Origin of the sequence: Streptomyces pyxinicus (assembly GCF_024753135.1) — a bacterium.
Taxonomy (GTDB): domain Bacteria; phylum Actinomycetota; class Actinomycetes; order Streptomycetales; family Streptomycetaceae; genus Streptomyces; species Streptomyces pyxinicus.
In genome coordinates, this window is record NZ_JANUGP010000025.1 from 107,486 (window position 1) to 131,576 (window position 24,091).

A 24,091-nucleotide genomic window follows, 5' to 3' on the forward strand; every position below is an offset into this window, starting at 1 on the left:
CGCGCGATCACCGTCCGGTCGCCGGGGCCCTCACCGGGCCCGGGCACGGCCGCCAAGAGTAATCGGACATATGGGGCAGGAGGCGAATAAGGGATACGTAGGGGGCGTCTGGCCAAGCCTTCACCATGGAGCGGTTCGCCACGGAAGGACGACAGCCCGAACGATCTCACCGTGCGACCACGCGGCGGGGCTCAGCGGCGGCGCCGTACGACGATGATCGCCCCGGCGCCGACGACCACGGCGGCGGCCGCCGCGGCGGCGACGGGCAGCATCGGTCCGGAGCCGGTGTTCGCCAGGTTGCCGCCCGTGGCGGCGGACCCGGTGCTGCCGGTCGAACCGCTCGCCGCTGAGCCGGAGGTGCCGGTGCCGCCCGTGCTCCCCGTGCCCCCGGTGGACGAGCCGCCGGCTGCGGAGCCGGACGTGCCGGTGCCGCCCGTCGTGCTCGCGCCGCCCGTGCCGCCGGACGTCGACGTGGACCCGCCGCCGCCCGTGGAGTCCTGCACGTCCAGGGTGACGCGGGCGGTGTCGTTCGTCTTCTCGTGGTCGAACGGACGCGTCGCGCCCGTGAGCGCCACCGAACCGGCGGCGCCCGTCACGGCCTTGTCGACGCGCAGGGTGAAGTGGTAGGTCTCCCCGGCGTTCTCGTTCACCCAGCGCTGGCTGGTGCCGCAGTCGTAGGAGCGGGCGGAGACCTTGTCGCAGAAGCCGTCGGCCTTCGTCACGGAGGTGCCTTCGGGGAGCTTCACCAGGACGTGCGTGGCCGGCTTGTCGAGGCCCCGGAGCACCCAACCCGGTCCCGCGTTGGTGAACGTCACCTTCAGTGGCACGCTCTGCCCGACCCGGCCCTCCAACTCGGCGCCGGTCACCTGGAAGTCGGCCGTGTTGTCGGCCGTCACCGCGACGGTCGCCGCGTCCCAGCCGTCGTGCCGCGCCGAGCCGGGAGCCGCCGGGGTGTCCCCGGGCCGCTCGACCAGGCCGACCGCGGGAGCCGTGCCGCGCACCGGCTCGCCGGCACCCTCCTCCGGCGCGGGGTCGTGGGTGTCGACGGTCACCCGCAACTCGTCGTAGAGGGCGTGGTCGAGGGCCTTCAGGGTCAGCGGCTTCGCGGTGCCGTAGACGACGCCTGGCTGCACCGCCTGGTCGAACTCGCAGACCACGTCGGACCGGCCGGGCGCCTCGTCGGCGGGGGCGACCTCGTAGCGCAGGCAGTTGGCGGGCACCTCGGTGTGGCTCAGGCCGCGGGTGACGGAGTACGACAGGTAGACCTTGGCCAGCGCCGAGCCGGCCGTGTTGGTGAAGGTGGCCGACACCGGGACCTGGGCGCCCGGTTTCACCCCGTCGACCGGCGCGATGCCGCCCAGCACCGGACCGGTCGCGGCGTCGTCGGCGACGGCCGGCGCGGCGCCCAGGGCGAGCAGGGCGAGGGCGCCGATCGCGCCGGCGGACTGCCTCAGTGCACGGGGGCCGGGGGCGGTGAAAGGCATGGGTTCCTCTCCGGAGGACAGCGGTGGGGGACAAAAGCGCTGTGGGGAAAGGCGGTTGAACACCCGTTCCCGCAACTCAAGACCGTCGGCGGGACGGAAGGGTTGTACAGGGCACGTATATCTTTGTCAGCCGGTCCCGGGGGCCGTGCCCAGGACGCGGGCGGTGAACTCCGCCAGTCGCTCCCGCATCCTCTCGCGCGGCATCCGCTCCCGCCCGGCCAGATGCTCCACGAGATCGGCGCGTACGGCGGCCAGCAGGGCGTGGGCGGCGAAGTCGCCGTCGGGCAGCCCGGGGACCTGTTCCAGCACACCGCGCAGCAGGCCGTGCCACCGCTGGTAATGCGCCGCCTGGTAGGGGCTGTTGGTGCCGCTCTCCTCCAGGGCCACCGCCAGGCGCCGGTTGTCGAGCTTGAAGCACAGGACGGCGTCGAGCAGGGCGGGCACCCGCTCCCGTGGCGGGGTGGCGGGTCCGAGTGGCGGCGGGCCGGACTCGATCGCCTCCCTGACCGGCGCGAGCCGTGCCTCGTACAGCGCGCGGAGCAGTCCGGGGCGGTCGCCGAAGGCCCGGAAGAGGGTGGCCTTGCCGACGCCGGCCGCCGCCGCGACATCCGCCATGGTGACGTCGTCGGGGCTCCCCTCGCGCGCGAACAGGGCGTCGGCTGCCGCGAGGACGGCCTCCCGGTTGCGGGCGGCGTCCTTGCGGGGCTTGCGCTCGGTCGTCATGCCTGGTCCTCCGTCATGCCTCGTCCTCCGTTTGCAAAGCGGACCCCGGGTCCGTATCGTTGAAGCGGACCTCGGGTCCGTATTCTATGAGAGGGAGGATTCCCGTGTCCGCACCCGTTTCCCCGCCCGACCTCTACCGCCACAGTCTGCGGCTGCTCCTCGACAAGGACATCGCCGGCTGGGTCGGCCTGTGGGCCGAGGACGGCGTCATGGAGTTCCCCTTCGCCCCCGAGGGCCGGCCCCGGCGGCTGGCGGGGCGGGCGGCCGTCGCCGCCTACATGCGCCCGTACCCCGACCACATCGACCTGCACGACTTCCCCGATGTGCTGATCCACGAGACCACCGACCCCGAGACCATCGTGGTGGAGATGCGCGCCGTCGGCCGTCTGGTGGCGACCGGCGGCCCCTTCGAGATGACGTACATCGCCGTCGTGACCGTCCGGGACGGGCTGATCACCTCCTACCGCGACTACTGGAACCCCCTCGCGGTGCTCGAACCGGGCACCGACTTCACCCGGAGCAGCCGATGACCACCACCCCCGCCACGCTCGTCGTCGGCGCCACCGGAACCACCGGCAGCCGTGTCACCGCGCGGCTGACGGCCACCGGACACCGCGTCAAGGCCGCGAGCCGGAACGCCACACCGGTGCCCGGCGCGGAGCCGGTCGCCTTCGACTGGTACGAGCCCGGCACCCACGCCGCCGCCCTCGACGGCGTCGACCGCCTCTACCTCGTCCCGCCCGTGGGCGACAGCGACCCGGCTGCGGTCATGCTGCCGTTTCTCCGGCGGGCCCGCGCCGCCGGGGTGCGGCGCGCGGTGCTGCTCAGCTCCTCGGCGGTCCCGGCGGGCGGCCCGGCCGTGGGCGTGGTGCACGAGGCCCTGCCCGGCCTGTTCGCCGAGTGGGCGGTCCTGCGGCCCTCGTGGTTCATGCAGAACTTCACCGGCACGCACCTGCACGCCCGCGGCATCCGGGACGAGGGCGTCATCCGGAGCGCGGCCGGCGGCGGGCGGGTCGGCTTCGTGGACGCCGAGGACATCGCGGCCGTCGCCTGCCACGCGCTGACCGACGACCACGTCCCCGGCCCCGACCTCGTCCTCACCGGCCCCGAAGCCCTCGGCTACGACGACATCGCCGCGATCACCACCGAGGTCACCGGCCGGAGCGTGGTCCACCACCGGCTGTCGTACGAGCAGTTGCGCGACCGGCTCGCGGCGCTGATGCCGGCGGAGTTCGCCGCCCTGCTGGCCGGCCTGGACCGGGCCGTCGCGCAGGGGGCGGAGGACCGGGTCACCGACACCGTCCGGCGTGTCACCGGCCGCCCGCCCGGCTCCTTCCGCGCCCTGCTGGAGCGGGAGGAGTGACGGCACGGCCGGCGTCCCGCAGGGCCAGCCACACCCGGTCGCGGGTCAGCGGGAGTTCCGTGAAGCGGACGCCGGTGGCGTCCCGCAGGGCGTTGGCGAGGGCGGGCGCCACCGGGTTGAAGGGGCTCTCGCTCATCGACTTGGCGCCGAGCGGCCCGATCGCGTCCGCCGTCTCCATGAAGTGCACTTCCGTGCGCGGCACGTCGGCGTACTGCGGCAGCCGGTAACGGCGGAACGCGGCCGTCTCGACCGCCCCCCGCGCGTCGATCCGGACGTTCTCGAAGAGGGTCGCGCCGAGCGCCTGCGCGACACCGCCCTCGACCTGCCCCCGGCACTGCATCGGGTTCATCACCTTGCCCGCGTCGGCGGCGTGCACACTGCGCAGGATGCGGATCTCGCCGCTGTCCGGGTCGACGGCGACCTTGAACCACTGGGCGTTGAAGGCGACCGAGCGGGGGGTGCCGCCGAAGTGCCCGTCGGCGGCGAACCCGACGCCCACCGCCCGGCCGGCCGCGTACAGCTCCTTCAGCGGCAGCCGGCCACCGGGGTGCAGGACGGCCTCCTCGGTGAGCCGGCAGTCCGCGCGCGGCACCCGCAGGTGGGCGGCGGCGAAGTCGAACAGCAGGTCGGCCAGGGCCCGGGAGGCGCGCAGGGTGGCCTTGCCCGCGACGACCGTGCCCGTGGAGGCGAAGGCGCCCGTGTCGTGCCGTACGACGTCGGTGTCGGACTGGCGGACCGCGATCCGGTCGACGGTGGTGCCGAGTTCACCGGCCGCGATCTGCCGGTGCACGGTCGTCGTCCCGTTGCCGAACTCGGCGGTGCCGACGGCGAGATCGAAGCCGCCGTCGGGCAGCAGCGCGGCCCGGGCGTCCGCGATGTGCCCGCCGGGCGGCCCGGTGGCGATCATGGCGAGCGCGGCCCCCTCGCCGACCAGCCAGCCCTCCGGCGCGGGCGGGGCCCCCTCCGTCCGCGCCCGGCGCACGACGGCGAGGCACTGGTCGAGGCCGTAGCTCGCGATGTGCAGGTCCTCCTCGTGCCCGCCCGGGGTGACCATCGCCTCGCCCGGACCGATGATGTTGCGTGCCTTGAACTCCAGCGGGTCCAGGCCCAGCCGGCGCGCGAGTTCGTCGAAGGCCGACTCGACGGCGAACGACACCTGGCCGAGCCCGTAGCCGCGGAAGGCGCCCGCCGGGACGGTGTGCGTGTACACCGAATAGGCGTCGACCTTCTTGTGCGGGGCGCGGTAGACCGCCATGGACTCGCCGACGCTGTGGAACATCACCGCCGGGCCGTGGTTGCCGTACGCCCCGGTGTTGGACACCACCCGCAGCCGCAGCGCGGTGAGCGTGCCGTCGCGCCGGGCGCCCGCCTTGATCTCGATGGTGAACGGGTGCCGGGTGGTGGCGCCGTAGAACTGCTCGGCGCGGGTGTACTCCAGCTTCACCGGCCGGCGCAGCCGCAGCACGGCCAGCGCCACGACGTCCTCGACCAGCATCTCCTGCTTGCCGCCGAACCCGCCGCCGACCCGGCCCGCGACCACCCGCACCTCCTCCAGCGGCAGGTCGAAGAGCGCGCACAGGGCCCGGCGGGTCAGGAACGGGGTCTGGGAGCTGGTGCGCACGGTGAGCCGGCCGTCCTCGTCGATCCAGGCGACCGCGCCGTGCGTCTCCAGACTGGCGTGCTGCGCCCGCTGGGTGCGGAAGGTGCCCTCGTACACGGCGTCGGCCTCGGCGAAACCCGCCGCCACGTCGCCGATCTCGCCGTGCGCCTCGCCCACGACGTTGTCGCGCGGGCGGGAGATCCGGGCGGTGACCGCGTCCTTGTCGTGCACGACGGGCGCCCCCGGCCGCATCGCCTCCTCCGGGTCCAGTACGGCGGGCAGCACCTCGTACGTCACCTCGATCCGCCGGCAGGCCTCCTCGGCGATCCCCTCGCTGTCGGCGACCACGGCCGCGACCCGCTGCCCGACGTGGCGGACCGTGTCGTCGAGGACCCGGGTGTCGGCCGGATCCTCCTCGGGGTGCTCGTGGCGGGCGGTGGAGAAGTGCCGTCCGGGCGCGTCGTGATGGGTGAACACGGCGTGCACGCCGGGCAGCCGCAGCGCGGCCGAGGTGTCGACCGCGAGGACCCGGGCGTGCGCGTGCGGCGACCGCAGCAGCTTCATGTGCAGCAGGCCGGGCACCTCGATGTCGAAGGTGTAGCGGGCCGTACCGGTGACGACCTGCGGTCCGGCCGGCGCGGGCAGACTCCGGCCGACGGACTCGCCGGGCGCGGGTTCCTCCACATTCCGCACCCCGCGTACGGCGTCCTCGATGGCCCGGTACCCGGTGCAGCGACACAGGTTGCCCTTGAACGCCCGGGGCAGGTCGGCGAGTTGCTCCTCGTCGAGGGCGGCCGTGGTCATCAGGAACCCGGCCGTGCAGAAACCGCACTGGAAGCCCTGGGCGTCCAGGAACCGGCGCTGCACGGGATGCAGGTCGCCCTCCGGCGCGGCCAGGCCCTCCACCGTGGTGACCGCCCGGCCGTCCGCCCGGAACGCCGGGTAGAGACAGCTGTGCACCGGGCGGCCGTCCACATGGACCGTGCAGGCCCCGCAGTCGCCCGCGTCGCAGCCCTTCTTCACCCCGAACCAGCCCCGGTCGCGCAGATAGGTGCGCAGACACTGCCCGGGACGGGGCTCCTCCTCGTGCGCGCGCCCGTTGACCTCGACCCTCATCGCGCCGCTCCCTCCAGCTCCCGGCGGATCTCCTCCGCGTACCGGAACGTCATGTGCCGCCGCCACTCGGGCAGTCCGTGGACGTCGTCGAACCACTCGTCGTCGGCGACGGCCCCGCCGATCGCCGCCCGCAGTGCCGCGGCGGACGGCGGCAGCGGGAACCACAGCCGCACCGGCCGGACCGTCGACGCGGTGAGCGTGACCGCGAGCGAGCCGTCCCGCAGGTCCAGGACGCCGATCACCAGCACCCCCGAGCGCCCCAGCCCGTACAGCGACGCCTGCCGGAACGCCGTACGGCAGCGCAGGGCGCGCCCCGGGAGGGTGACCGACCGCAGCAGCTCGCCCTCCGCCAGGTCCTTGCGGCCGGCGCCGGTCACGAAGTCGGTCACCCGCACCCGGCGGCGGGCGCCGTCCTGCGCCCGCAGCAGGCACTCCCCGTCCAGCGCGGCGGTCAGCGAGGTCATCGGACCGGCCGGCAGCGCGTTGCACAGGTTCCCGCCGACGGTCGCCATGTTCCAGATCTTGAACGAGGCGAGGAACGCCCGGCAGCACTGCTCGAACAGCGGTGCCGCCTCGGCCGCCAGTTCCTTCGCGTACCGGGACAGCTCGGCGATCGTGCACGTGGCGGCGATCTCCAGCGCGCCGTCCGGGTGCCGCAGCACGGGGGTCCAGCCGGTGCGGGAGAGGTCGATCAGCCGGCGCAGGTGCGGCTGCGGCTCGGAGAACAGGTACGTGCCGCCGCCCAGCCAGGCGTCGCCCGGCCGCCAGGGCACCGGATGCCGCGCGTCCCGCACCTCCACCACCGTGTTCAGGTCCATGCCCGCAGTGAAGCAACGCGCACCGCCTCGCGGCGACTGGTTGCCGACACGGAAACGACGGCCGCACGGGCCCCGGTCCTGGAGGATTCACCAAGAGGCATTCCGCTCCATGCGCCTGGCATTTACCATGCGATGACTCGAATTCACCTGGTGAATGCGAGACGGGTACAAGGAGCCGCCGCACATGCACGTCGAACACCTCCTGCAGGACGAGACCCTCGGGCTGCGTCTGCTCTGGGCCGAGGAGGCGCTGTTGCGCCGGGAGATCGGCGGGGTCACCGTCACCGACCTGGAGGACCCCGCCCGGTTCGTCCGCCCCGACGAGGTGGTGCTCAGCGGGCTCGTCTGGTGGAGTGCGGACGGCGGCCGGGACAAGGCCGAACGCTTCGTCTCGGGGCTCAAGGACGCGGGCGCGGTCGCGCTGCTGGCCGGCGAGGAGACCCACGGCTCGGTGCCGGACGCTCTGGTCGAGGCGTGCGAACGGCACGGCGTGCCGGTCGCGGGCGTGCCGGCCCATGTGCTGTTCCGCGCGATCACCGACACCGTCTACCTGGGGCAGTGGGGCGAGCTGAGCCGCCGGCACGCGCTGCCCGCGCAGGTACGGGCCCGGCTGGACCGGCTGGCCGCCGAGGACCCCGATCCGGCCGCCGTGCTGGCCGCCGCCTTCGCGCACGTCGGCGGGGCGGAGGCCCGCGTCCGCACGGCGGCGGGCCGCACCGTCGCCACCACGAGCGCCGTCACACCGGGTGCGGCTCCCCTCCCGGCGGCGGACGGGGGCGCGACGGAGGGCGCGACGCTGGGCGTGGCGGACGGGGGAGTGACCGTGCCGGTGGAGGCCGAGACCGTCACGCCGTACGAACGCTGGGTGCTGCACCTGCCGGACGCCTCCGTCGCGCCGCCGCGCCTGCTGCACGAGATCGCCGCGGTCCTGGGCCGCTGCCAGGACGCGCTGCACCGCCAGGACTCCGGGCGCCGCGCGGCCCGGGAACTGGGCGCGGCGCTCGCCGGAGCCGGACCCGCTGGACTGTCTGGCGCGGTCCGGGCCTGCGGCCTGCCGGGGGAGGGGCCCTACCGCGTGCTCGTCGCGGACGCGGTGCCCGAGCGGCACGGGCCGCACGAGACGCGGAAGGATCTCGCGCGGGGCGGTCTGACGGAAGCCGTCGCTCACACCTCGCCGGCCTTCGCCACCGTCGGATCGCTGCCCGACGGCACCGCCTTCGCCGTCGTCCCCGAGGAGTCGGCCGCCGCGCCGGCCGAGGTCTGGCCGCGTGTCGCCGCCTGCGCGCCCGGTGTCCTCCTGTACGGCGGCCTCTCCGCACCGGTCACCGAGCCGGCCGCGCTGCCCGGAGCACTCGCCGAGGCCCGCTACGCCCTGGCCTGCGCCCGCACCACCGCCCCGGCCGCCTCCCAACTCGCCGACGCCACCACCCTGACCACGCTGGAGGCGCTGCTCACCGGCGTACCGGCCGAGGTCCGCGCCGCCTACAGCCGTACCGTCCTGGGGCCGCTGCTCGACACCGGCAGCGCCTCGGCCGCCGCGCTGCTGCACACCCTGGAGGTGTTCCTGGCGCACGACGGCTCGTGGGCCCGGACGGCCGAGTCGCTCCATCTGCACGTCAACACCGTGCACTACCGGATCCAGCGCATCGAGCACTTCACCGGCCGCGACCTGTCCCGGCTCGTCGACCGCCTCGACCTCTGGGCCGCCCTGCTGTGCCACCGTGACCCGGCCGGCCCCCGCGCCGTACCGGGCACGCGCCGGACCCGGCCGTCCGCGGTTGCCGCGCGCCGGTCCTGACGCGGGGCGCCGGTCCTGACTCCGGGTGCGGGTGTCCCGGAGCCGCGCGCCCTGCCGGTTCAGCCGGCCGCGTTGTCCACGCGAAGCCGCACTTGGTCCTCCAGGCGGCGCAGGCTGCCGTCGAGGGCGTCTTGCACGGCCCGCTCACCCGGGTCGTGCTCGGTGTCGAAGAACGACAGGTGCACGGTGACCTCGCTGGCACCGCTGTCGATGCCGGCGACCTGGAGCCAGCCGGTGTAGCCGCCCCGCTCGCGGGTGCCCCACTCCAGCCGCATCTGGTCCGGTTCGGCCCGCAGCACGGCCGGCAGATCCTGGCCCGAGCGGTCCTCGTGCACGGTGACGGCGGGCGGGTCCGCCACCTCGACGTGCAGTTCCTCCGGCAGCCAGGCGTCGAGCTGTCCGGCGTTGGCCGCCTGGTCGAAGACCTGCTCGGGCTGCGCGGGCATCGTGCGGGAACGTTCGTACTCGGCCATGGTCGTACCGTCCCTCGGCTCGGAAGTCGTACCCCGGCCGCGTGCCCCGTCGGCGGCGGCCGAAAAGCGCCGTCGTGCGGGCGCTCGGGTCACAGGCCCAGGGAGATGGCCAGACGGGTCAGCTCCGCGGTGCTGGTGATGTCGAGCTTGGCCCGGATGCGGCGCAGGTAGGCGTCGACGGTGTGCGCGGACAGGCCCATGTGGCGGGCGGTCTGGAGGTAGGTGCGGCCGGCGGCGATGTGCCGGAGCGTCTCCCGCTCGCGCGGAGCCAGCGCGGGGGTGGGGGCCTCGGTGGACGCGGGGGCGAGGGTGGCGCTCATGGGGTTTCCTCCGGCGGACGGGGAGGTCGCTGACCGATGTCTCCGATCGATGCCTCCGACCGGTAAGGGCGATTTGCCCTTGTTCCTCCAGGCTGGGCGCGGCACTTCACGACGGCGTCCGCCGACTGTCACAGACGCGTCACAGGGGCGGCGGAACGGTTTGACCGTCCCTCCGCTCCTGTGCGGGTCCGGGTCGCTCTTCAGGCCAGGGCGGCGCGCGCGGTCCGCTCCACCAGGGAGACCCCGTCGCGCATGGAGGCACTGCCGTCGGACAGGACCGCGACCAGGTACCGGTGCCCCCGCACGGTGACCTCTCCGATGCTGTTGACGTCCCACAGGCCGGAGGTGCTGCGCTGGAGCCAGCCGTTCTTCAGCGCGCTCGCGGAGCCGGACGCGGCCGGCGCCGACACGCCCCAGGCCTGTTCGGGCGTCACCTGGCTCATCAGGCTCCGCAGATAGGCGCGGGAGGCCTGGTTCAGTCCGGTGGCACCCGCCTTCGCCGTGCCGCCGTCGTCGAACACCGCGCGCAGCAGCCGGATCTGGTCGCCGGCGGTCGTGCGGGTCAGCCCCCACTTGGTGCCGGGGCCGCCGGTGGTCGAGGTGAGCCCGAGCCGTTTGTTGGCCTCGGCCAGGCCCGGGGCGCGGCCGATCTCCCGCCACAGCGCGTTGGCCGCCGCGTTGTCGCTGCGCCGGATCATCGGTTCCGCGTGCCCGCGTTCTTCGGCCGTGAGCCGCCGTCCGGCGTCCTGCGCCTTGAGCAGCAGTGCCGCGAGGATGTCGACCTTGACGATGCTCGCGGTGTCGTACGCCGTGTCCGTGCCGTGGATCTCGGGGGCGCGGCCGGCGCCGTCCAGGTCGAGCACCGCCGCCGTCACCCTGCCGTGGGCGGGCGGGGTGGCGGCGGACGCCGGGGTCGGAGTCAGCGGGCCGAGCGGGAGCAGGGCTGCCACCGATGCCGCGAGGGTGCCGGCCGCGATCCGTGCCGTGCGTGCCGTGCGGATGGTGGGGGAGGGGTGGGACGCCATGGGGCCAGAACGTAAGCCACATTCCGGTGCGCGCGACGTGGCTCCCGTCACTCGGAACCCTGTTCGGCGCGAAGTGTGAGAAGAGCCACCGTTGGGGCGCATCGGGGTGCCCGGTCACCGCCGTGGCGGCGTGTGCGCGCGGTGTGGCCGACGGTGTCGCTTATCTTCGCCCAGACACCGACATCCGGAGTGATAATGGAAAAATCGGATGAAGTGGTTGCAGTGGCCGAGCGCGTGACGGTCGTCCCCGTCGCTCCGCCCCTGCGCCGGGGCCGGCGGTGGCCGCTGGGCGCCGCCCTCGCCATCACGGCCGTCGCCACCGCCGGGCTGCTGCTCGCGGGCACCGCCTGGCCGGACCAGCCGGCCGTACGGGCCTGGCGCACCGTCTGCCTCGCGATCACCGTCCAGGCACTGCCCTTCCTGCTCCTCGGCACCGTCCTGTCCGGCGCCATCAACGCCTTCGTCCCGGCCGACCTGTTCACCCGGGTGCTGCCCAGGCGGCCGGTCCTCGCCGTGCCCGTCGCCGGCGCGGCCGGCGCGGTGCTGCCGGGCTGCGAGTGCGCGTCGGTGCCCGTCGCCAACAGCCTGATCCGGCGGGGCGTCACCCCCGCCGCCGCCTTCGCGTTCCTGCTCTCCGCGCCCGCCATCAACCCCGTCGTGCTGACCGCCACCGCCGTCGCCTTCCCGGGCAGCCCCGCCATGGTCGCCGCCCGGCTGCTCGCCTCCCTCGCCACGGCGGCCGTCATGGGCTGGCTGTGGCTGTGGCTCGGCAGGGAGGAGTGGCTACGGCCCGGCCTGCGCCACCGGCACACCGGCCACCAGCACGGCCACAGCCGCCTTCACGAGTTCCGCCTCGGCTTCCAGCACGACTTCCTGCACGCCGGCGGCTTCCTGGTGCTCGGCGCCATGGCAGCCGCCACCTTCAACGTCGCCGTGCCGCGCTCCGTCCTCGACGCCTTCTCCGGCTCACCCTGGCTGTCGGTCCTCTTCCTCGCCGGGCTCGCCGTGCTGCTGGCCGTGTGCTCCGAGGCCGACGCGTTCGTCGCCGCCTCGCTCACCGGGTTCTCGCCCGTCGCCCGACTCGTCTTCATGGTCGTCGGCCCGATGGTCGACCTGAAACTCATCGCCCTCCAGGCGGGCACCTTCGGGCGTGCCTTCGCCTGGCGGTTCTCCACGGCCACCACCGTCGTCGCGATCACCGCCGGCGTCCTGATCGGAGGCCTGCTGCTGTGAAACGCCCCGTACAGTCCCTGCTCCTGACGCTGACCGGCCTCGGCCTGCTGCACACCGCCCTGTTCACCGACACCTACCTGCGCTACGTCAAGGCCGGCCTGCGCGTCCCGCTGATCGCCTCCGGCGCCGCGCTGCTGCTGCTCGGCCTGACGGCGGCGGTCGCGCGGGAGAGGCGCGGGGGCAGCGGACGCGGACACGAGCACGGGAGCGGGCACGGGGGCGGGCAGGGGGACGGGGGTGATCATGGGCACGATCACTCGGTCACCCCGCGCATCGCCTGGCTGCTCTTCCTGCCCGCCCTCAGCCTGACCGTCTGGGCCCCGCCCGCCCTGGGCGCCTACACCGCGTCCCGCTCGGGCGCCAAACCCGTCACCGTGCAGAAGAAGGGCTTCGACCCGCTGCCCGCGGCCTCTCCGGTGCCGCTCACCCTCACCGACTTCACCAAACGCGTCCAGCAGGACCGCAGCCTCGCCGTCAAAGGCCGCGCCGTGCAGCTGACGGGCTTCGTGACCCCGGCCGAGGAGGGGGACGGCTGGTACCTCACCCGCATCATCTTCACCTGCTGCGCCGCCGACTCACAGACCGTCAAGGTACGGATGTACGGCACCGAGGCGCCGCCCGCCGACAGCTGGCTCGCGGTGACCGGCACCTGGCACCCCCGGGGCGCCCTGGGCACCCGCACGGCCGAGGCGGCGCTCGACGTCACAGCGGCCCAGCCCGTCGCCCAGCCCGTCAACGCCTTCACCGACGACCTGCCCCTACGGCCGTCCTGACCTCGCCGGACGCCCCTCTCCGGCGGTTCGCCACTGCGGCGCGCAGCGTGGAGGGGAGCGGCGACGCGCGTGGCGGACACCGGACACCCCGGTCGCGGGAGAGCCACGGGAGCCACGGGAGCCGCGGGAGAGGTGGCACTGATGGAACAGGATGTCTCCAGGCCCCGGGTCGTGGCGGGCGTCGCTGGGCGGTACGCCACGCCGCCCTCGTCGGCGGCGCCGTAGAGGCGATCGCCGCGTGGGAACTGCCGGGGCTGTACGGCTGGTCGGCGCCCGCCGTGGGCACGGACATCGACGCGGACGAGGCACGGCAGAAGATGGTGCGGGAACTGACCGAGGCTCTCGGCCCGGACGCCGCCGCCTCCGTGACCAGCCGTGTGGTGCACGGCAACCCCACGGAGATCCTGGTCCGGGCCTCCGAGGGTGCCGAGGCCCTGGTCGTCGGCAGCCGGGGCAGGGGCGGCTTCGCCCGCGCGCTGCTCGGCTCGGTCAGCCGGCAGGTCGCCCAGCACGCCGACTGCCCGGTGGCCATCGTGCGGGCACCCGGGAAGCCGTGAGGCCACCGAACCCGGCGGCCGGTGCGACGAGCGCCGGTGCGCGGGGACGGACGTGGCGGTCGTGGCACGCCGGCTGTGTGGCGGCCTCCGGCCGGGTCAGGCCCTCGCCCCGGCGGCCCCCGCCTCCGCGCAGTGCGCCGGCAGCCGCGGGTGCACCTCGAAGACGTCCCGCAGACCCGTCACCCGCAGCATCCGCAGGAAGCCCACGCTGTCCGTGACCAGCCGCAGCCGACCGCGCCGGGCCAGCACCCGGTTGCGGGCCCGGCACAGCGCGCTCAACCCGGCGCAGTCGATGAAGTCGACCGGCCTGAGGTCCAGCACCAGGTCGGGCCGCGGGTCGCCGGTGAGCGCGTCGAGCCGTCGGGTCAGCTCGGGCGCGGTGAGCACGTCGATCTCCCCGCGCAACGGGAGGACCGTCGCCCCGCCGGGCATGCGGTGGGCCGAGGCCACGCCGTAGCTCCGGTGGCCCGTGGCCACGCCGGGACGGGCCGACTGCGCGGCCGTGGACCGCCTCTGCTTCTCGGGCATGTGACCAGCAGAACCCACGGGCGAGGGTGCCCGGTAGGGCCCAACGGCCTTGGTCCGGCCCGGGTCGACTCTTGGTCCGGGCCGGGTCCGCTCTTGGTCCGGGCCGGGTCCCCCCTTGACCTGGCCCAGGTCCGTTCCCGATCCGGCTCAGGTCCGTTCCTGATCCGGCTCAGGGCGGCTCTTTGTCCGTCCCGGGGTCCGCCCTGGCCCGCCCCGGTCAGGGCCGCGGCCCGGGAGGGACGGTCTCGTCGGACGCGGGCTCCGCGTCCGTGAGCAGCACGCCCGTGACCAGGTCCGGGCGGATGCGCACCGCGTGGTCCATGCCGCCCTCCTGCGGCGCCCACGGGCTCAGCAGCGTCCGTACCCGGCCCAGTTCGGCGGGGTCGGTGACGAGCCGGGCGTACCCGGTGACGACCACGCTCCAGCCGAGCCGGGTGTCCGGGTCGATCGCGTCGGCCTCGTAGGCGACCACCACGCCGGTGCCGTCGCCCTGCCGGGCCCGCGAGGTCAGGGCGGCGCCCTCGTGGGTGCGGATCACGATGTCACCGCCGTCCAGCACATGGTTGACCGGCCGCACGGTGGGCAGCGCCCGCCGGGTGAACACGATCCTGCCCAACGGCACGCTGCCGAGCAGCCGCAGGGCCTCGGCGCGGTCGAGGTCGACACGCCTGGGCGCCGCGGCGTCGGTGCGGGTCATGGCCGGCTTCTTCACGGGTGCGTGGATCGTCGTCCCCTGGGTCCGGGCCCGGTGCGGGCGGCGGGTTCCGTGTGCGGAGCGGCGCCGCGGGGGATCGGCGCCGCTCCTGTGAGCAACCCTCCCGCGCTCCGCGCCCGCGCGGCAGTGCCGTTCGGTCCCCCGGCCCGGGGCCATAGGTCCCCACCCCGGCCCCGTCCCGGTGCCGCCGGGACCGAACGGCCCATGGCCCCGCCCGGCTCGCCGGGTCAGGCTGGAGGTGCCGTAGGGACGGCATCCGAACCCCTGGAGGTGCCATGGACGGCACCCCGACCGTCGTGAGCGACGTGATGACCCGCGAGGTTCTCGCCCTGCGGACCGGCGCCGCCTTCAAGGACATCGTGCGGGCGATGCGCGAGTGGCGGATCGGCGCCCTGCCCGTCCTGGACGACGCCGGCCGGGTGGTCGGCGTGGTCGCCGCGGCCGATCTGCCAGCCAGGGAGGAGTGCCGCGAGGACGACCTCGGCCATCTGGGCCGTGTCCGGGAAGGCGTGGACCCGCGGAAGGCCACCGGCACGACCGCCGGCGAGCTGATGACCACGCCCGCCGCCACCGTGACCCCCGCCGCCGGTCTCGGCCAGGCCGCTCGCCTGATGGCGCGCGCCGGGGTCGAACACCTCCCGGTCGTCGCGCCCGACGGCACCCCGCGCGGCATCGTCAGCCGCTCCGACCTGCTGAAGGTGTTCCTGCGCGCCGACGCGGACATCGCCGAGCAGGTCCGCGGCGAGGTCGTCGGCCGTCTTTTCGGCACCCGCTCGGCCGCGATCGGCGTGGAGGTGCACGATGGAGTGGTGACCCTCGCCGGCCGGGTCCGGGAGACCGCGCTCGTGCCGCTCGCCGTCCGCCTGGCGCGCTCCGTGCCGGGCGTCGTGGACGTACGGTGCGTGCTCACCGGGCCGCCCGGGCACCCGGACCTGGACCTGGACGCGGGTCCTCCGGCCGTCGAGCGGACCGGCACACGGTGACGGCGATGCCGCCGGCACACCTGAGGAGGCGGTGACGATGACCCGGACACCTCCCACGACGGCCGCCCCCGTCCGGCTGTGGCGGTGGCGGCGCAACCCGCTGCGCCGGCCGAGCGACATGGTGGAGGCCTGGATCGTGCTGGCCACGTGGGTGCTCGTCCTGCTCTGCGGAACCCTGGCGGGCGTGCTCGCCGCGCGGGCCTCCGACGCCTCGTTCGCCGAGCGCCGGGCCGAACTGCGCACCGTGTCCGCCGTCCTCACCGACGACGCCGCGAAGACCCCCGCCACCGGCAGCGGGTACGACGACGGACGGGTGTGGGCCGGCGTGCGCTGGACCGGCCCGGACGGCGCGGTGCACACCGACCGCGCGAAGGTCTACCCGGGCGCCCCCGCCGGCAGCACGATCACCGTGTGGACCAACCGGTCCGGCCGGGTGGTCCCGGCACCCGTCACCGGAGCGGCCGCCGGCGCGCAGTCCGCCCTCACCGGCGCCCTGGTGGCGCCGACGGCCGCCGCGGCGGTCTGGGGCGTGGGCTGGATCGTGCGCAGCCGGCTCATCAGGCGGCGCCTGGCCGAGTGGGACGAGGAGTGGAAGCAGATCGGGCCCCGCTGGGGGAACTTCAGCGGGACCTGAGCCGAAGCGTCCCCCGAAGGGGTTGTCGCGCCCCCCGGGAGAGGGGCCCGGCGCATGCCCACAGGAGAGCCGGAGAGACATCCGGCATGCAGCAACCGAACGCGGACGGCGCCCTCCCGGCCCCGCGCACCCCGCAGGCGTCCTCCCTCCAGACCGTCCTCACGGCGGACTTCACGTCGGCCGGACAGTGGGTCGCGGGCCGTTCCTGGGCCTATCCCGGCGGCGGTCCCGTCAACCCGGACGACGACAAACTCGACTACCTGGTGTCCGACCCCGCCTACGCGCGCTCCGGCACCTTCAAGGCCGTCCGCCGCCGCGACGGCCGCTGGAACACCGGCCTGCTGACCACCGAGGGAAGTGCCGAGGCCTTCATGGTCCGGACCGGCGACGTGCTGGAGGCCAGGGTACGGCTGCCCCGCGAGGTCGGGGCCTGGCCGGCGATCTGGACGTGGCGCGACGGCGACCAGGAGATCGACGTCTTCGAGTACCACCCGGACCACCCCGACCTGCTGGAGTTCGGCAACCACGTACGCGCCACGGGTTTCTACCACCGTGACGAGGCCATCGCCCCCGGTGCCTGGGTGGACCTGCGCACCGAGTTCGGGTCCAAGTCCGTGGTGTGGTGGGTCAACGGCAGCCAGGTCTTCGCGGACCGGCGGGGCGTGGGCCGCGGCTGGCACGCCTATCTCATCGTCAACCTGTCGGTGTGCGCGGGCCGCTACCACCCGCCGCCCGCGGCGACGACGACCGAGATGTCCTTCGAGGTCAGCCGTCTCGTCGTACAGCGAGCCGCCGCGCACCCGGAACTGCCAGAACCGGCGGCGACCGCCACGGCCGGGGACGCCGCCGAGGCCGAACCGGACCCGTCGGGGTGAGTACGGCGCGCCGAGTGCCGCTCAGGCCTCCAGCGCGTCCCGGACCGTGGGGTGACAGTCGAGCAGGGTGGTCAGGCCGACGATCTCCAGGGTCCGCAGGACCGGCCTGCGGACACCGGCGAGCAGCAGCCGGCCGCCCGGTCCGAGGGCCTGGTGCGCCGCTATCAGGGCGTTGATGCCGCTGGAGTCCATGAAATCGACGCCCGTGAAGTCGGCGACCGTGCGCGAGGCCGTCTCCTCGGCGGGCACCAGCGCGTGACGGAGGAGACCGGAGGTGTGGTGGTCGATCTCCCCGTTCACGGTGACGACGGTGACCCCGTCGACGACGGCACGGCTGATGCCCAGCCCGTCCGGCGCGGCCGGTTCCCTGGTGTGTGCGGTGTCTGACACGCGTTCCTCGTCCACGTTCGACGGTCTGACCGGACTTCCCCGGGGACGCGCCTGCCCCCGATCGCGCCGAGGATGCGTCTTCCCTGAGAAACGGGAGGCGTACGGGGTGCGAACGCGGGTATCCGCTGGTGCGTGAACGGGGTGACAGGACGTAACGGACAGGAATCGGGCGCTCGCCACGAGGGGCCCGCCGCGGCCGGCGGTCACTGGCCGCCGCAGATGACGGTGGAGTTGGACGGCACCGCCGACGGCTGCATCGCCGAGGCGCGGGATCGGGCGGGGCGCTTCCTCGCCGGGGCGCAGGCGGCGCACGGCATGCCGGTGACGGCGCACGCGATGCAGCTCAGCCGGCTGGTGGTGAGCGAACTGGTCACCAACGCCTGCAAGTACGCGCCCGGCCCACTGCTGCTGAGTCTGAGGATCACCGGCAACGCGGTGGCGGTCGAGGTGTGGGACAGCGTGCCCGTGCTGCCGGTGGCCCGGGCCGCCGATCCGGGCCGCGTGGGCCAGCACGGTCTGGAGATCGTGATGGCCGTCGTCCAGGGCTTCGAGGTACGACGCGAACCGGTCGGCAAGTGCGTCACCGCCCGGATCGCCCTGTGGGACGACGAACCGCTGGCCACCCTCACCGACTCCGACTCCGGCTCCCGCTGATCGCGCTCCGTCGGCACCGGACCGGCACGACTTCGCCGCCCGGTACAACCTCTCGGGTTCCTCGCGTGTCCAGGACATGATCAGCCGGTCAACCGGGCCCGCGCGCCCGCGCGCCGGTCCCGTCCCGACGAGGAGACCCACGTGCGCTCACCCCTCCGTCCCGCGGCGGCGGCCGTGGCGGCCGCCGCGATCGGCATCGCCGTACCCGCCCTCACCGCCCCCGTGGCGCACGCCGGCGAACTCGGCCCCGACCTGGTGATCTCGACCCTGCCGGTCGCCTCCCCCAAGCCGGGCGAGGTCTACGACAAGACCGTCATCGTCACCAACAACGGCACGGCCGCCGCGCGGGACGTCGTCTTCCGGATCGGGCTGAGCCGCGGCCTCGACTTCCCGGAGCACGTCGAGGGCTGCACCTACTCGACCACCCGGGATGGGGGCCCGCAGGCACTGTGCGACCTGCACCAGACCGTCGAGCCGAAGGCATCCGTCACCACCCGCGTCCGGTTCCGGGCCCGGCCCGACGCGCTGCTGGAGTACGTGGAGTACGGCACGAGCCCCACCGGCGCGGCACCGGGGGACGGCTTCGACGAGGCCAACCGGCGCCTGGCCCTGACCGCGGACAGCACGGCCGACCTGCTCGCCGAGGGCGACAAGGCGGCCGGAGACCCGGGCGGCGAGGTGACCCTCACCGCGACCCTGCGCGACGCCGGCCCCGGCCGGATCCAGAACGAGGAGAGCGACGAGCAGCCCGGCCTGCTGGTCCGCATCCCGGCCGGCACCACCGCCGTCCAGGTGCCCGGCGACTGCGCGCCGTTCGGCGTCGACGCCCCCACCGGCCCCTCGGAGCCGGGCCACCCGAAGTACGTCTGCTGGCCCGCCGACCAGATCATCGAGGCCGGCCAGAAGCTCGACTACACCTTCGTCCTGAAGATCGGAAAGGGAGCCCGGGACACCCGCGGCGAGATCACGGCCAGCTCGGTGTACGGCACCCACCTGGACGTCGACAAGAACCGCGCGAACGACACCGCCTACCTCGACGTGGACGTGACGGATTCCGGCGGCACCTCCGGGGGATCGACGGCCGGCGGGTCCACAGCAGGTGGGTCCACGGGAGGTGGGTCCACGGCCGGCGGGTCCACGGCCGGTGGATCCGGCGACGGCGGCTCGGCCACCGGCGGTTCCGGCACGGGCGGCGGCGGCAACGCCCCGCACGGCCAGTCGACCGGCGGGACCAGCGGAACCGGCACCTCGGCTGCGGCCGCCGACTCCACCGGGGGCGTCCTCGCCGGCACCGGCAGCGACGGCAGGCCGCTGCTCGCAGCGGGTGCCGGGGCCGCCGTGGTCGCCGGGGGACTGGTGCTCGTGGCCGTGCGCCGCCGCAGGGCCGTCTGACCGGTGCCGCGGCGCCCGTTGTACTCCTGCGAGGGTGGCGGGGAGGAGGCCCGCCCGTCACCCGTCGCCGCTCCGCCCTCAGCCGCGTACCTTCACCCGGCTCAGCGCGGCCACGCCCACCGCCGCGAGGGCGATCTGGATGAGCCACTCGATCCAGTCGACGCCCTTGGTGTCCGCGACGCCCAGAGCGGCGGCGAGGGCACTGCCGATGAGCGCGGCGACGATGCCGATCACGATCGTCCACAGGATGCCGATGTGCTGGCGGCCGGGCACGGCGAGGCGGCCGAGGACGCCGATCACGATGCCGATGATGATCGCGCTGATGATCCCGGAAATCTCCATGACTGTTCTGCCACCCCTCACTCGTCGGTGGCCTACAGATGCCCGCTCGGCCCCGGCGCACGCCTGCCGGGACCCGGGGGTGGAGGGCGGAGCCCGCGAGGTGGTTGCATGAGATGCCTCACCTGTGAATCGCACCGCGCTTTGTGTTGCCGCAAGCCCGGGTTTGTTAGATTGCGCAACTACGCAATCGAGGTGAACCCCCGCTTCACCTGCCTGAAGACCGCCGCACACGCCCGGCCGTCCCTCGGACGCCCCGGGCCGGACGGGCCCGACCGTGTTCATGGGAGTGGGAGATGAGCGACCCGTGGGACCGGCCCGCCGGCCAGGCCACGCGCAGCCGCGGCGCACGGGTGCCCCGGCAGGGCTCCGCGGCGCCCGGCGGGGCCCGCGCGCACGACGGCCGGCCGGCCAAGGGCTCCCATGGCGCCCGGCCCGGTGGTGAACGGGGCCGCGGCCGACGGCTGCTGAGAATATTCGCGACCTGTCTGTCGGTGCTCATCGTCGTCACGGCCGGCGCCGGCTGGTGGTTCTACGAGCACCTGAACGGCAACATCCACAGCGTCGCGCTGGACGGCAAGGGCGGCACCGAGAAGGCCGACGCCTTCGGCCGCACCCCGATCAACATCCTGGTGATGGGCTCGGACGGCCGGACCAGCAAGACGGACTGCAAGCTCGGTGGCGGCTGCTCGCACACCGGCGTGCAGAGCGGCAGCAACGCGGACGTGGAGATGGTGCTGCACATATCCGCCGACCGCTCCAACGCCACCGTGATGAGCATCCCGCGCGACACCATGACCCAGGTCCCGGCCTGCCACGACGCCGAGTCCCGCCAGTCCACAAACGGCTACTACGGGCAGATCAACAGCGCCCTCCAGTACGGCCCCGCCTGCCAGGTCGCCACCGTCCACCGGCTGACCGGCATCCCCATCGACCACTTCGTCAAGCTCGACTTCTCCGGCGTGGTCAAGATGTCCGACGCGGTCGGCGGCGTCTCGGTGTGCGTCGACGACGACGTCTACGACACCTACTCGCACCTGAAGCTGTCCGAGGGCACCCACACCCTCAAGGGCGTCGCGGCCCTGGAGTTCGTGCGCTCCCGGCACGGCTTCGGCGACGGCAGCGACCTCGGCCGGACCATCTCGCAGCACATCTTCCTCAGCGCGATGATCCGCAAGTTCAAGAGCGCGGGCACCCTGACCGACCCGACCGCCGTCTACGACCTCGCCGACGCCGCCACCAAGGCCCTGACCGTGGACGACGGTCTCGGCACCGTGAAGAAGCTGATCGGACTCGCCTCCGACGTGAACAAGGTGCCCACCAAGCGGATCACGTTCACCACGATGCAGACGGCCCCCGACCCGGCCGACAAGGACCGCGTCGTGGTCGCCTCCGCCGCGAAGAGCCTGTTCGCCACCATCGCCGACGACCAGTCCCTCACCACCGGCTCGGGCAAGAAGGCCGCCGCGGCCTCCGCCACCGCCAAGGCCACCGCCTCGGCCGTACCCGCCTCCGAGGTCGCCGTCACCGTGGAGAACGGCACCGGCATCACCGGCCGCGCCGGCACCGTGGCCGACGCGCTCACCGACCGGGGGTTCAGCCCGGCCACGACCACGGAGAACGCCCCGAGCCGCGCGAGCACCACCACGCTCACCTACGGCACCGGTCGCGAGGGCGCGGCTCGGACGGTCGCCAAGGCGCTGGGCCTGTCCGCCGCCCAGCTGAAGCAGGGCACCGGCACGGGACTGACACTCGTCGTCGGCGGCGACTGGCCGAGCGGCACCCGCTATCCCGGGGGCGGCTCGTCGAAGGCGTCCGCCGACACCAAGGCCGCCGTGTCCGACGCGCACGCCTCCACCGCCGACCAGGCCAAGACCTGCGCCAAGGTCAGCCGCTACAAGACGGTCACGTACAACGGCGTCGCCATGACACCGGCCCAGGCGTACGCGGCGGCCCGGGGCAAGCCCGACTCCGACTCCTGAGCCGACGGGTCAGGGGCGCGGTTCGTCCCGCTCCACGACGGTGCCGGCGACCACCCGGACGGAGCCGGGCGGCACCTCGTCCTGGTCCCGGAGCGCCCGGGCCTCGCTCTTGAAGATCCGGGTGGCCTTTCCCGCCGACCGGGTCAGCCCGGGCAGCCTGCGGATTCCGAGGACCACGACCACCACCACGAGGAACACGGCCAGCTCGCTCAAGCCGAACATCGGAACGCCCTCCGCCTACGATCTACAGTGCTGTAGAAGTATGTCCGGAGGGCGATCATTCAACAAGCCCGACGCCCCGGCTCAGACCTGGCGCCAGCGGGCGTTGCACCACGAGAAGAGCCCGAACGCCGCGAGCCCCAGCGCGACCAGGGCGAGCAGCCAGGGCCCCGCCGGCAGGTCCCGGAAGGCGCGGAGCGTGTCGTCCATGCCCTTGGCCTTGCCCGGCCGGTGCTGGACGGCCGCCACCACCGCGAACACCCCGGCGAAGGCGAACACCAGCCCGCGCGCCGTACCGCCCGTCACGCCCAGGACGTTGACCACCCGCTCCGTGTGCGGCGACATCTCCCCGGTCCGCAGATGCTTGCGGAACTTCTTGCGCGCCGCCCGGAACGCGATCCACAGACCGGCGCCCACCACGCCCGCACCCGCGAGCCCGACCAGCCACGGCCCGCCCGGCCAGCCCAGCACCGTCGCGGTGACGTCGTCGGTGCGCCGGTCGGAGCTGCCGCTGCCGCTGCCCCGGTCACCGGCCGCGTAGGCCAGCACCGAGTACGACGTGAAGGCGTAGAAGACGAACCGGCCCGCGTTCGCCGCCCGCGAGGTCGGCTTGGAGCCGTCCGGGCCCGCACCGCCGAACACCGCCTCCGACAGCCGCCACAGCCCCATGCCGGCGAGGGCGATGCCCACGATCCACAGCAGCACCGCCCCGAACGGCTTGCCCGCCAGCTCGCCCAGGGCGCCGCCGCGGTCGGCCTGCTGTCCGCCGCCGTCGTCCCCGAAGGCGATCTGGAGCGCGATCACGCTCACCAGGATGTAGATGAGGCCGCGAGCGGCGAAACCCGCCCGGGCCGCCGCGGCCATCGCCGTGCTGTCCGCGGCCCGGCGGGCCCGGGACCGTCCCCGCAGTGCCCAAGTCTGTGTGCCCATACCTCGCCGATGCCCCCGGCCCGCGCTACGACACCTACCCGGGTCGCTGCGAGGCGGCGGCCGTGGGACGGAGGTCGGCGAGGGTGAGGGGATGGGCCGGTGGGTCGGGCAGCGCGAGCCGCGAGGTGGTGTGCAGCCGGCGGTCGACGTGCAGCAGCTCGCCGGGCTCCATGAGCCGCCAGTGCGGGTTCTCGTCCATGGGCTCGCTCGCCACGACCACGGCCGCCCGGTCGCCCAGGTCCGCCGAGCGCACCCGCATCCGGCCGTGCCGGCCGGTGTGGTCCAGATGCCGCGAGCCCTGATGACCGCCCGCGGGGCGTTGCAGTACGTGCAGCTCGTGGGTGTCGGGGTAGCGCAGCGCCCACAGCTCCCCGGGCGTGACCAGGATGATGTTGAGCGCGTACAGCGGCAGGTTCTCCGCCGTCCAGCGGGCCGCCGCCACGAGACCGGCGCTCACGTCGCCGCCGTGGGCCGCCGTCTCCCGGGTCACCAGGGCGAAGAAGCGCTCCGAGTCAGTGTCGCCGCGCACCAGCGCGCGGTCCGCGCCCAGGTGCCGGTCGAGCACGTCGAGGCCCTCGATCACGCCGTTGTGCGCGCACAGCCGCCCGTCCTGCTCGAAGGGGTGGGTGTTGCGCGTGTCCAGCCCACCGGTCGAGGCGTACCGGATGTGGGCGAGGAACGTCGACGACTCCACCTGCCGGGACTCCTCGGCGAAGGCACGGTCCTCGTACGCGGCGATCGGTGCCTTGTGCACCTCGGGAGTGCCGTCCGGGGCGAAGAAGCCCAGCCCGGTGCCGTCGGGGTCCCGGTGGCTCTGCGCACGGAGACTGTCGGGGGCGTCCAGCAGCCAGAACGTGGCGTGCGTCCGCACGGGGGAGCTGCTCAGCCCGAAAAGCCGGCACACGGTGTCCTCCTCGGATCCCGGAGAATCTCGGACCCCGGACGACCCCGGATCCCGGACGACCATGGTCCCGCGCCCCGCGCCGCCCCGCACGCGGCACACAAAAGTCACCGGTTCGAGGAGGATCACGCATACATCCGGAGAGTGGGGGTAACCGGCCTGTCGTTGACGTATGACAACAGACACGGACGCAGACCGATCCGGGAGGGGAACACCCATGGCAGCGCGGACCCTGGTGGAACACGAGACGCGGACGGCATCCGGGC

The 24,091-nt window shown here is 74.2% G+C and carries 26 protein-coding genes; 12 read left to right on the forward strand and 14 right to left on the reverse strand.

The features are described 5' to 3' along the window. Positions 1-191: 191 nt before the first annotated feature. Together NX794_RS27230 and NX794_RS27235 are read right to left on the reverse strand one after the other, a co-directional pair. Positions 192-1,484 carry a hypothetical protein gene (locus NX794_RS27230; RefSeq protein ID WP_258781714.1) on the reverse strand — a complete coding sequence of 431 codons (1,293 nt, stop codon included), beginning with the start codon at positions 1,482-1,484 and terminating at the stop codon, positions 192-194. Positions 1,485-1,610: 126 nt separating this feature from the next. Continuing rightward, the gene (locus tag NX794_RS27235; protein ID WP_258781715.1) at positions 1,611-2,207 is read right to left on the reverse strand and encodes a TetR/AcrR family transcriptional regulator; all 597 of its coding nucleotides are present in this window, start codon (positions 2,205-2,207) and stop codon (positions 1,611-1,613) included. A gap of 104 nt (positions 2,208-2,311) precedes the next feature. On the opposite strand from NX794_RS27235, the gene NX794_RS27240 reads away from it, so the two are divergent. Further along, positions 2,312-2,737 carry a nuclear transport factor 2 family protein gene (locus NX794_RS27240; protein WP_258781717.1) on the forward strand — a complete coding sequence of 142 codons (426 nt, stop codon included), beginning with the start codon at positions 2,312-2,314 and terminating at the stop codon, positions 2,735-2,737. Continuing rightward, complete coding sequence (locus tag NX794_RS27245; protein ID WP_258781718.1) at positions 2,734-3,570, forward strand: NAD(P)H-binding protein; 837 nt, start codon at positions 2,734-2,736, stop codon at positions 3,568-3,570. The genes NX794_RS27240 and NX794_RS27245 overlap by 4 nt, the downstream gene beginning before the upstream one ends. Here the strand turns inward: NX794_RS27245 and NX794_RS27250 are convergent. Further along, positions 3,518-6,286, reverse strand: a complete 2,769-nt coding sequence (locus tag NX794_RS27250) for a molybdopterin-dependent oxidoreductase (RefSeq protein WP_258781719.1) — start codon at positions 6,284-6,286, stop codon at positions 3,518-3,520. The two genes, NX794_RS27245 and NX794_RS27250, sit on opposite strands and share 53 nt — an antisense overlap. After that, a complete protein-coding gene (locus NX794_RS27255) occupies positions 6,283-7,104 on the reverse strand; it encodes an FAD binding domain-containing protein (protein WP_258781720.1) in 822 nt (273 codons plus the stop codon). Before NX794_RS27255 ends, NX794_RS27250 begins: the two co-directional genes overlap by 4 nt. Positions 7,105-7,288: 184 nt before the next feature. On the opposite strand from NX794_RS27255, the gene NX794_RS27260 reads away from it, so the two are divergent. Then, a complete protein-coding gene (locus NX794_RS27260) occupies positions 7,289-8,902 on the forward strand; it encodes a PucR family transcriptional regulator (RefSeq protein ID WP_258781722.1) in 1,614 nt (537 codons plus the stop codon). Positions 8,903-8,961: 59 nt separating this feature from the next. On the opposite strand, the gene NX794_RS27265 is transcribed toward NX794_RS27260, so the two are convergent. The 3 genes from NX794_RS27265 to NX794_RS27275 all read right to left on the reverse strand — a co-directional run bounded on the left by NX794_RS27265 (position 8,962) and on the right by NX794_RS27275 (position 10,720). After that, the gene (locus NX794_RS27265; RefSeq protein ID WP_258781723.1) at positions 8,962-9,375 is read right to left on the reverse strand and encodes an SRPBCC family protein; all 414 of its coding nucleotides are present in this window, start codon (positions 9,373-9,375) and stop codon (positions 8,962-8,964) included. A gap of 89 nt (positions 9,376-9,464) precedes the next feature. Then, a complete protein-coding gene (locus NX794_RS27270; protein ID WP_258781728.1) occupies positions 9,465-9,695 on the reverse strand; it encodes a response regulator transcription factor in 231 nt (76 codons plus the stop codon). Between the two features lie 200 nt (positions 9,696-9,895). Beyond that, on the reverse strand, positions 9,896-10,720 hold the full coding sequence (locus NX794_RS27275) for a serine hydrolase (RefSeq protein WP_258781730.1): 825 nt from the start codon (positions 10,718-10,720) through the stop codon (positions 9,896-9,898). Between the two features lie 195 nt (positions 10,721-10,915). Here NX794_RS27275 and NX794_RS27280 point away from each other — a divergent pair, with 195 nt between their 5' ends. Genes NX794_RS27280 through NX794_RS27290 form a run of 3 tightly spaced genes read left to right on the forward strand, consistent with a single transcriptional unit; the run spans position 10,916 to position 13,283 of the window. Continuing rightward, on the forward strand, positions 10,916-11,953 hold the full coding sequence (locus tag NX794_RS27280) for a permease (protein ID WP_428985966.1): 1,038 nt from the start codon (positions 10,916-10,918) through the stop codon (positions 11,951-11,953). Beyond that, positions 11,950-12,726: a TIGR03943 family putative permease subunit gene (locus tag NX794_RS27285; RefSeq protein ID WP_258781737.1), complete on the forward strand. Its 777-nt coding sequence runs from the start codon at positions 11,950-11,952 to the stop codon at positions 12,724-12,726. Before NX794_RS27280 ends, NX794_RS27285 begins: the two co-directional genes overlap by 4 nt. Positions 12,727-12,773: 47 nt before the next feature. Then, on the forward strand, positions 12,774-13,283 hold the full coding sequence (locus NX794_RS27290; RefSeq protein WP_309506032.1) for a universal stress protein: 510 nt from the start codon (positions 12,774-12,776) through the stop codon (positions 13,281-13,283). A 96-nt stretch (positions 13,284-13,379) separates the two neighbouring features. Here the strand turns inward: NX794_RS27290 and NX794_RS27295 are convergent, their stop codons facing one another. Further along, positions 13,380-13,811 (reverse strand): STAS domain-containing protein, encoded by a 432-nt coding sequence (locus NX794_RS27295; protein WP_428985967.1) that lies wholly within the window; start codon positions 13,809-13,811, stop codon positions 13,380-13,382. A gap of 217 nt (positions 13,812-14,028) precedes the next feature. Continuing rightward, on the reverse strand, positions 14,029-14,508 hold the full coding sequence (locus NX794_RS27300) for a pyridoxamine 5'-phosphate oxidase family protein (protein ID WP_258781739.1): 480 nt from the start codon (positions 14,506-14,508) through the stop codon (positions 14,029-14,031). A 293-nt stretch (positions 14,509-14,801) separates the two neighbouring features. Here NX794_RS27300 and NX794_RS27305 point away from each other — a divergent pair, with 293 nt between their 5' ends. The 3 genes from NX794_RS27305 (at position 14,802) to NX794_RS27315 (ending at position 17,018) form a co-directional block, all read left to right on the forward strand. Continuing rightward, entirely contained in the window at positions 14,802-15,509 is a 708-nt protein-coding gene (locus NX794_RS27305; protein ID WP_258781750.1) for a CBS domain-containing protein, read from the forward strand. Positions 15,510-15,546: 37 nt separating this feature from the next. Then, a complete protein-coding gene (locus NX794_RS27310) occupies positions 15,547-16,143 on the forward strand; it encodes an Rv1733c family protein (RefSeq protein WP_258781751.1) in 597 nt (198 codons plus the stop codon). Positions 16,144-16,229: 86 nt separating this feature from the next. Continuing rightward, complete coding sequence (locus NX794_RS27315) at positions 16,230-17,018, forward strand: LamG domain-containing protein (RefSeq protein ID WP_258781752.1); 789 nt, start codon at positions 16,230-16,232, stop codon at positions 17,016-17,018. Between the two features lie 21 nt (positions 17,019-17,039). On the opposite strand, the gene NX794_RS27320 is transcribed toward NX794_RS27315, so the two are convergent. Further along, on the reverse strand, positions 17,040-17,408 hold the full coding sequence (locus tag NX794_RS27320) for an STAS domain-containing protein (RefSeq protein WP_258781754.1): 369 nt from the start codon (positions 17,406-17,408) through the stop codon (positions 17,040-17,042). Between the two features lie 219 nt (positions 17,409-17,627). Between NX794_RS27320 and NX794_RS27325 the strand changes: the two genes are divergently transcribed. Then, the gene (locus NX794_RS27325) at positions 17,628-18,062 is read left to right on the forward strand and encodes an ATP-binding protein (protein ID WP_258781771.1); all 435 of its coding nucleotides are present in this window, start codon (positions 17,628-17,630) and stop codon (positions 18,060-18,062) included. Between the two features lie 141 nt (positions 18,063-18,203). Further along, positions 18,204-19,454: a hypothetical protein gene (locus NX794_RS27330; protein ID WP_258781755.1), complete on the forward strand. Its 1,251-nt coding sequence runs from the start codon at positions 18,204-18,206 to the stop codon at positions 19,452-19,454. Between the two features lie 78 nt (positions 19,455-19,532). Here the strand turns inward: NX794_RS27330 and NX794_RS27335 are convergent, their stop codons facing one another. Then, positions 19,533-19,796 (reverse strand): GlsB/YeaQ/YmgE family stress response membrane protein, encoded by a 264-nt coding sequence (locus NX794_RS27335; protein WP_258781756.1) that lies wholly within the window; start codon positions 19,794-19,796, stop codon positions 19,533-19,535. A 293-nt stretch (positions 19,797-20,089) separates the two neighbouring features. On the opposite strand from NX794_RS27335, the gene NX794_RS27340 reads away from it, so the two are divergent. Continuing rightward, positions 20,090-21,775, forward strand: coding sequence for an LCP family protein (locus NX794_RS27340; RefSeq protein WP_258781757.1), 1,686 nt, complete (start codon positions 20,090-20,092; stop codon positions 21,773-21,775). Positions 21,776-21,784: 9 nt separating this feature from the next. Here NX794_RS27340 and NX794_RS27345 read toward each other — a convergent pair whose 3' ends face one another. The 3 genes from NX794_RS27345 to NX794_RS27355 form a co-directional block, all read right to left on the reverse strand. Next, positions 21,785-21,997 (reverse strand): twin-arginine translocase TatA/TatE family subunit, encoded by a 213-nt coding sequence (locus NX794_RS27345; RefSeq protein ID WP_258781759.1) that lies wholly within the window; start codon positions 21,995-21,997, stop codon positions 21,785-21,787. 81 nt (positions 21,998-22,078) lie between these two features. Next, entirely contained in the window at positions 22,079-22,924 is an 846-nt protein-coding gene (locus tag NX794_RS27350) for a DUF1206 domain-containing protein (protein ID WP_428985968.1), read from the reverse strand. Between the two features lie 34 nt (positions 22,925-22,958). Next, positions 22,959-23,828 (reverse strand): class II glutamine amidotransferase, encoded by an 870-nt coding sequence (locus NX794_RS27355; protein ID WP_258781761.1) that lies wholly within the window; start codon positions 23,826-23,828, stop codon positions 22,959-22,961. Between the last annotated feature and the right edge of the window lie 263 nt (positions 23,829-24,091).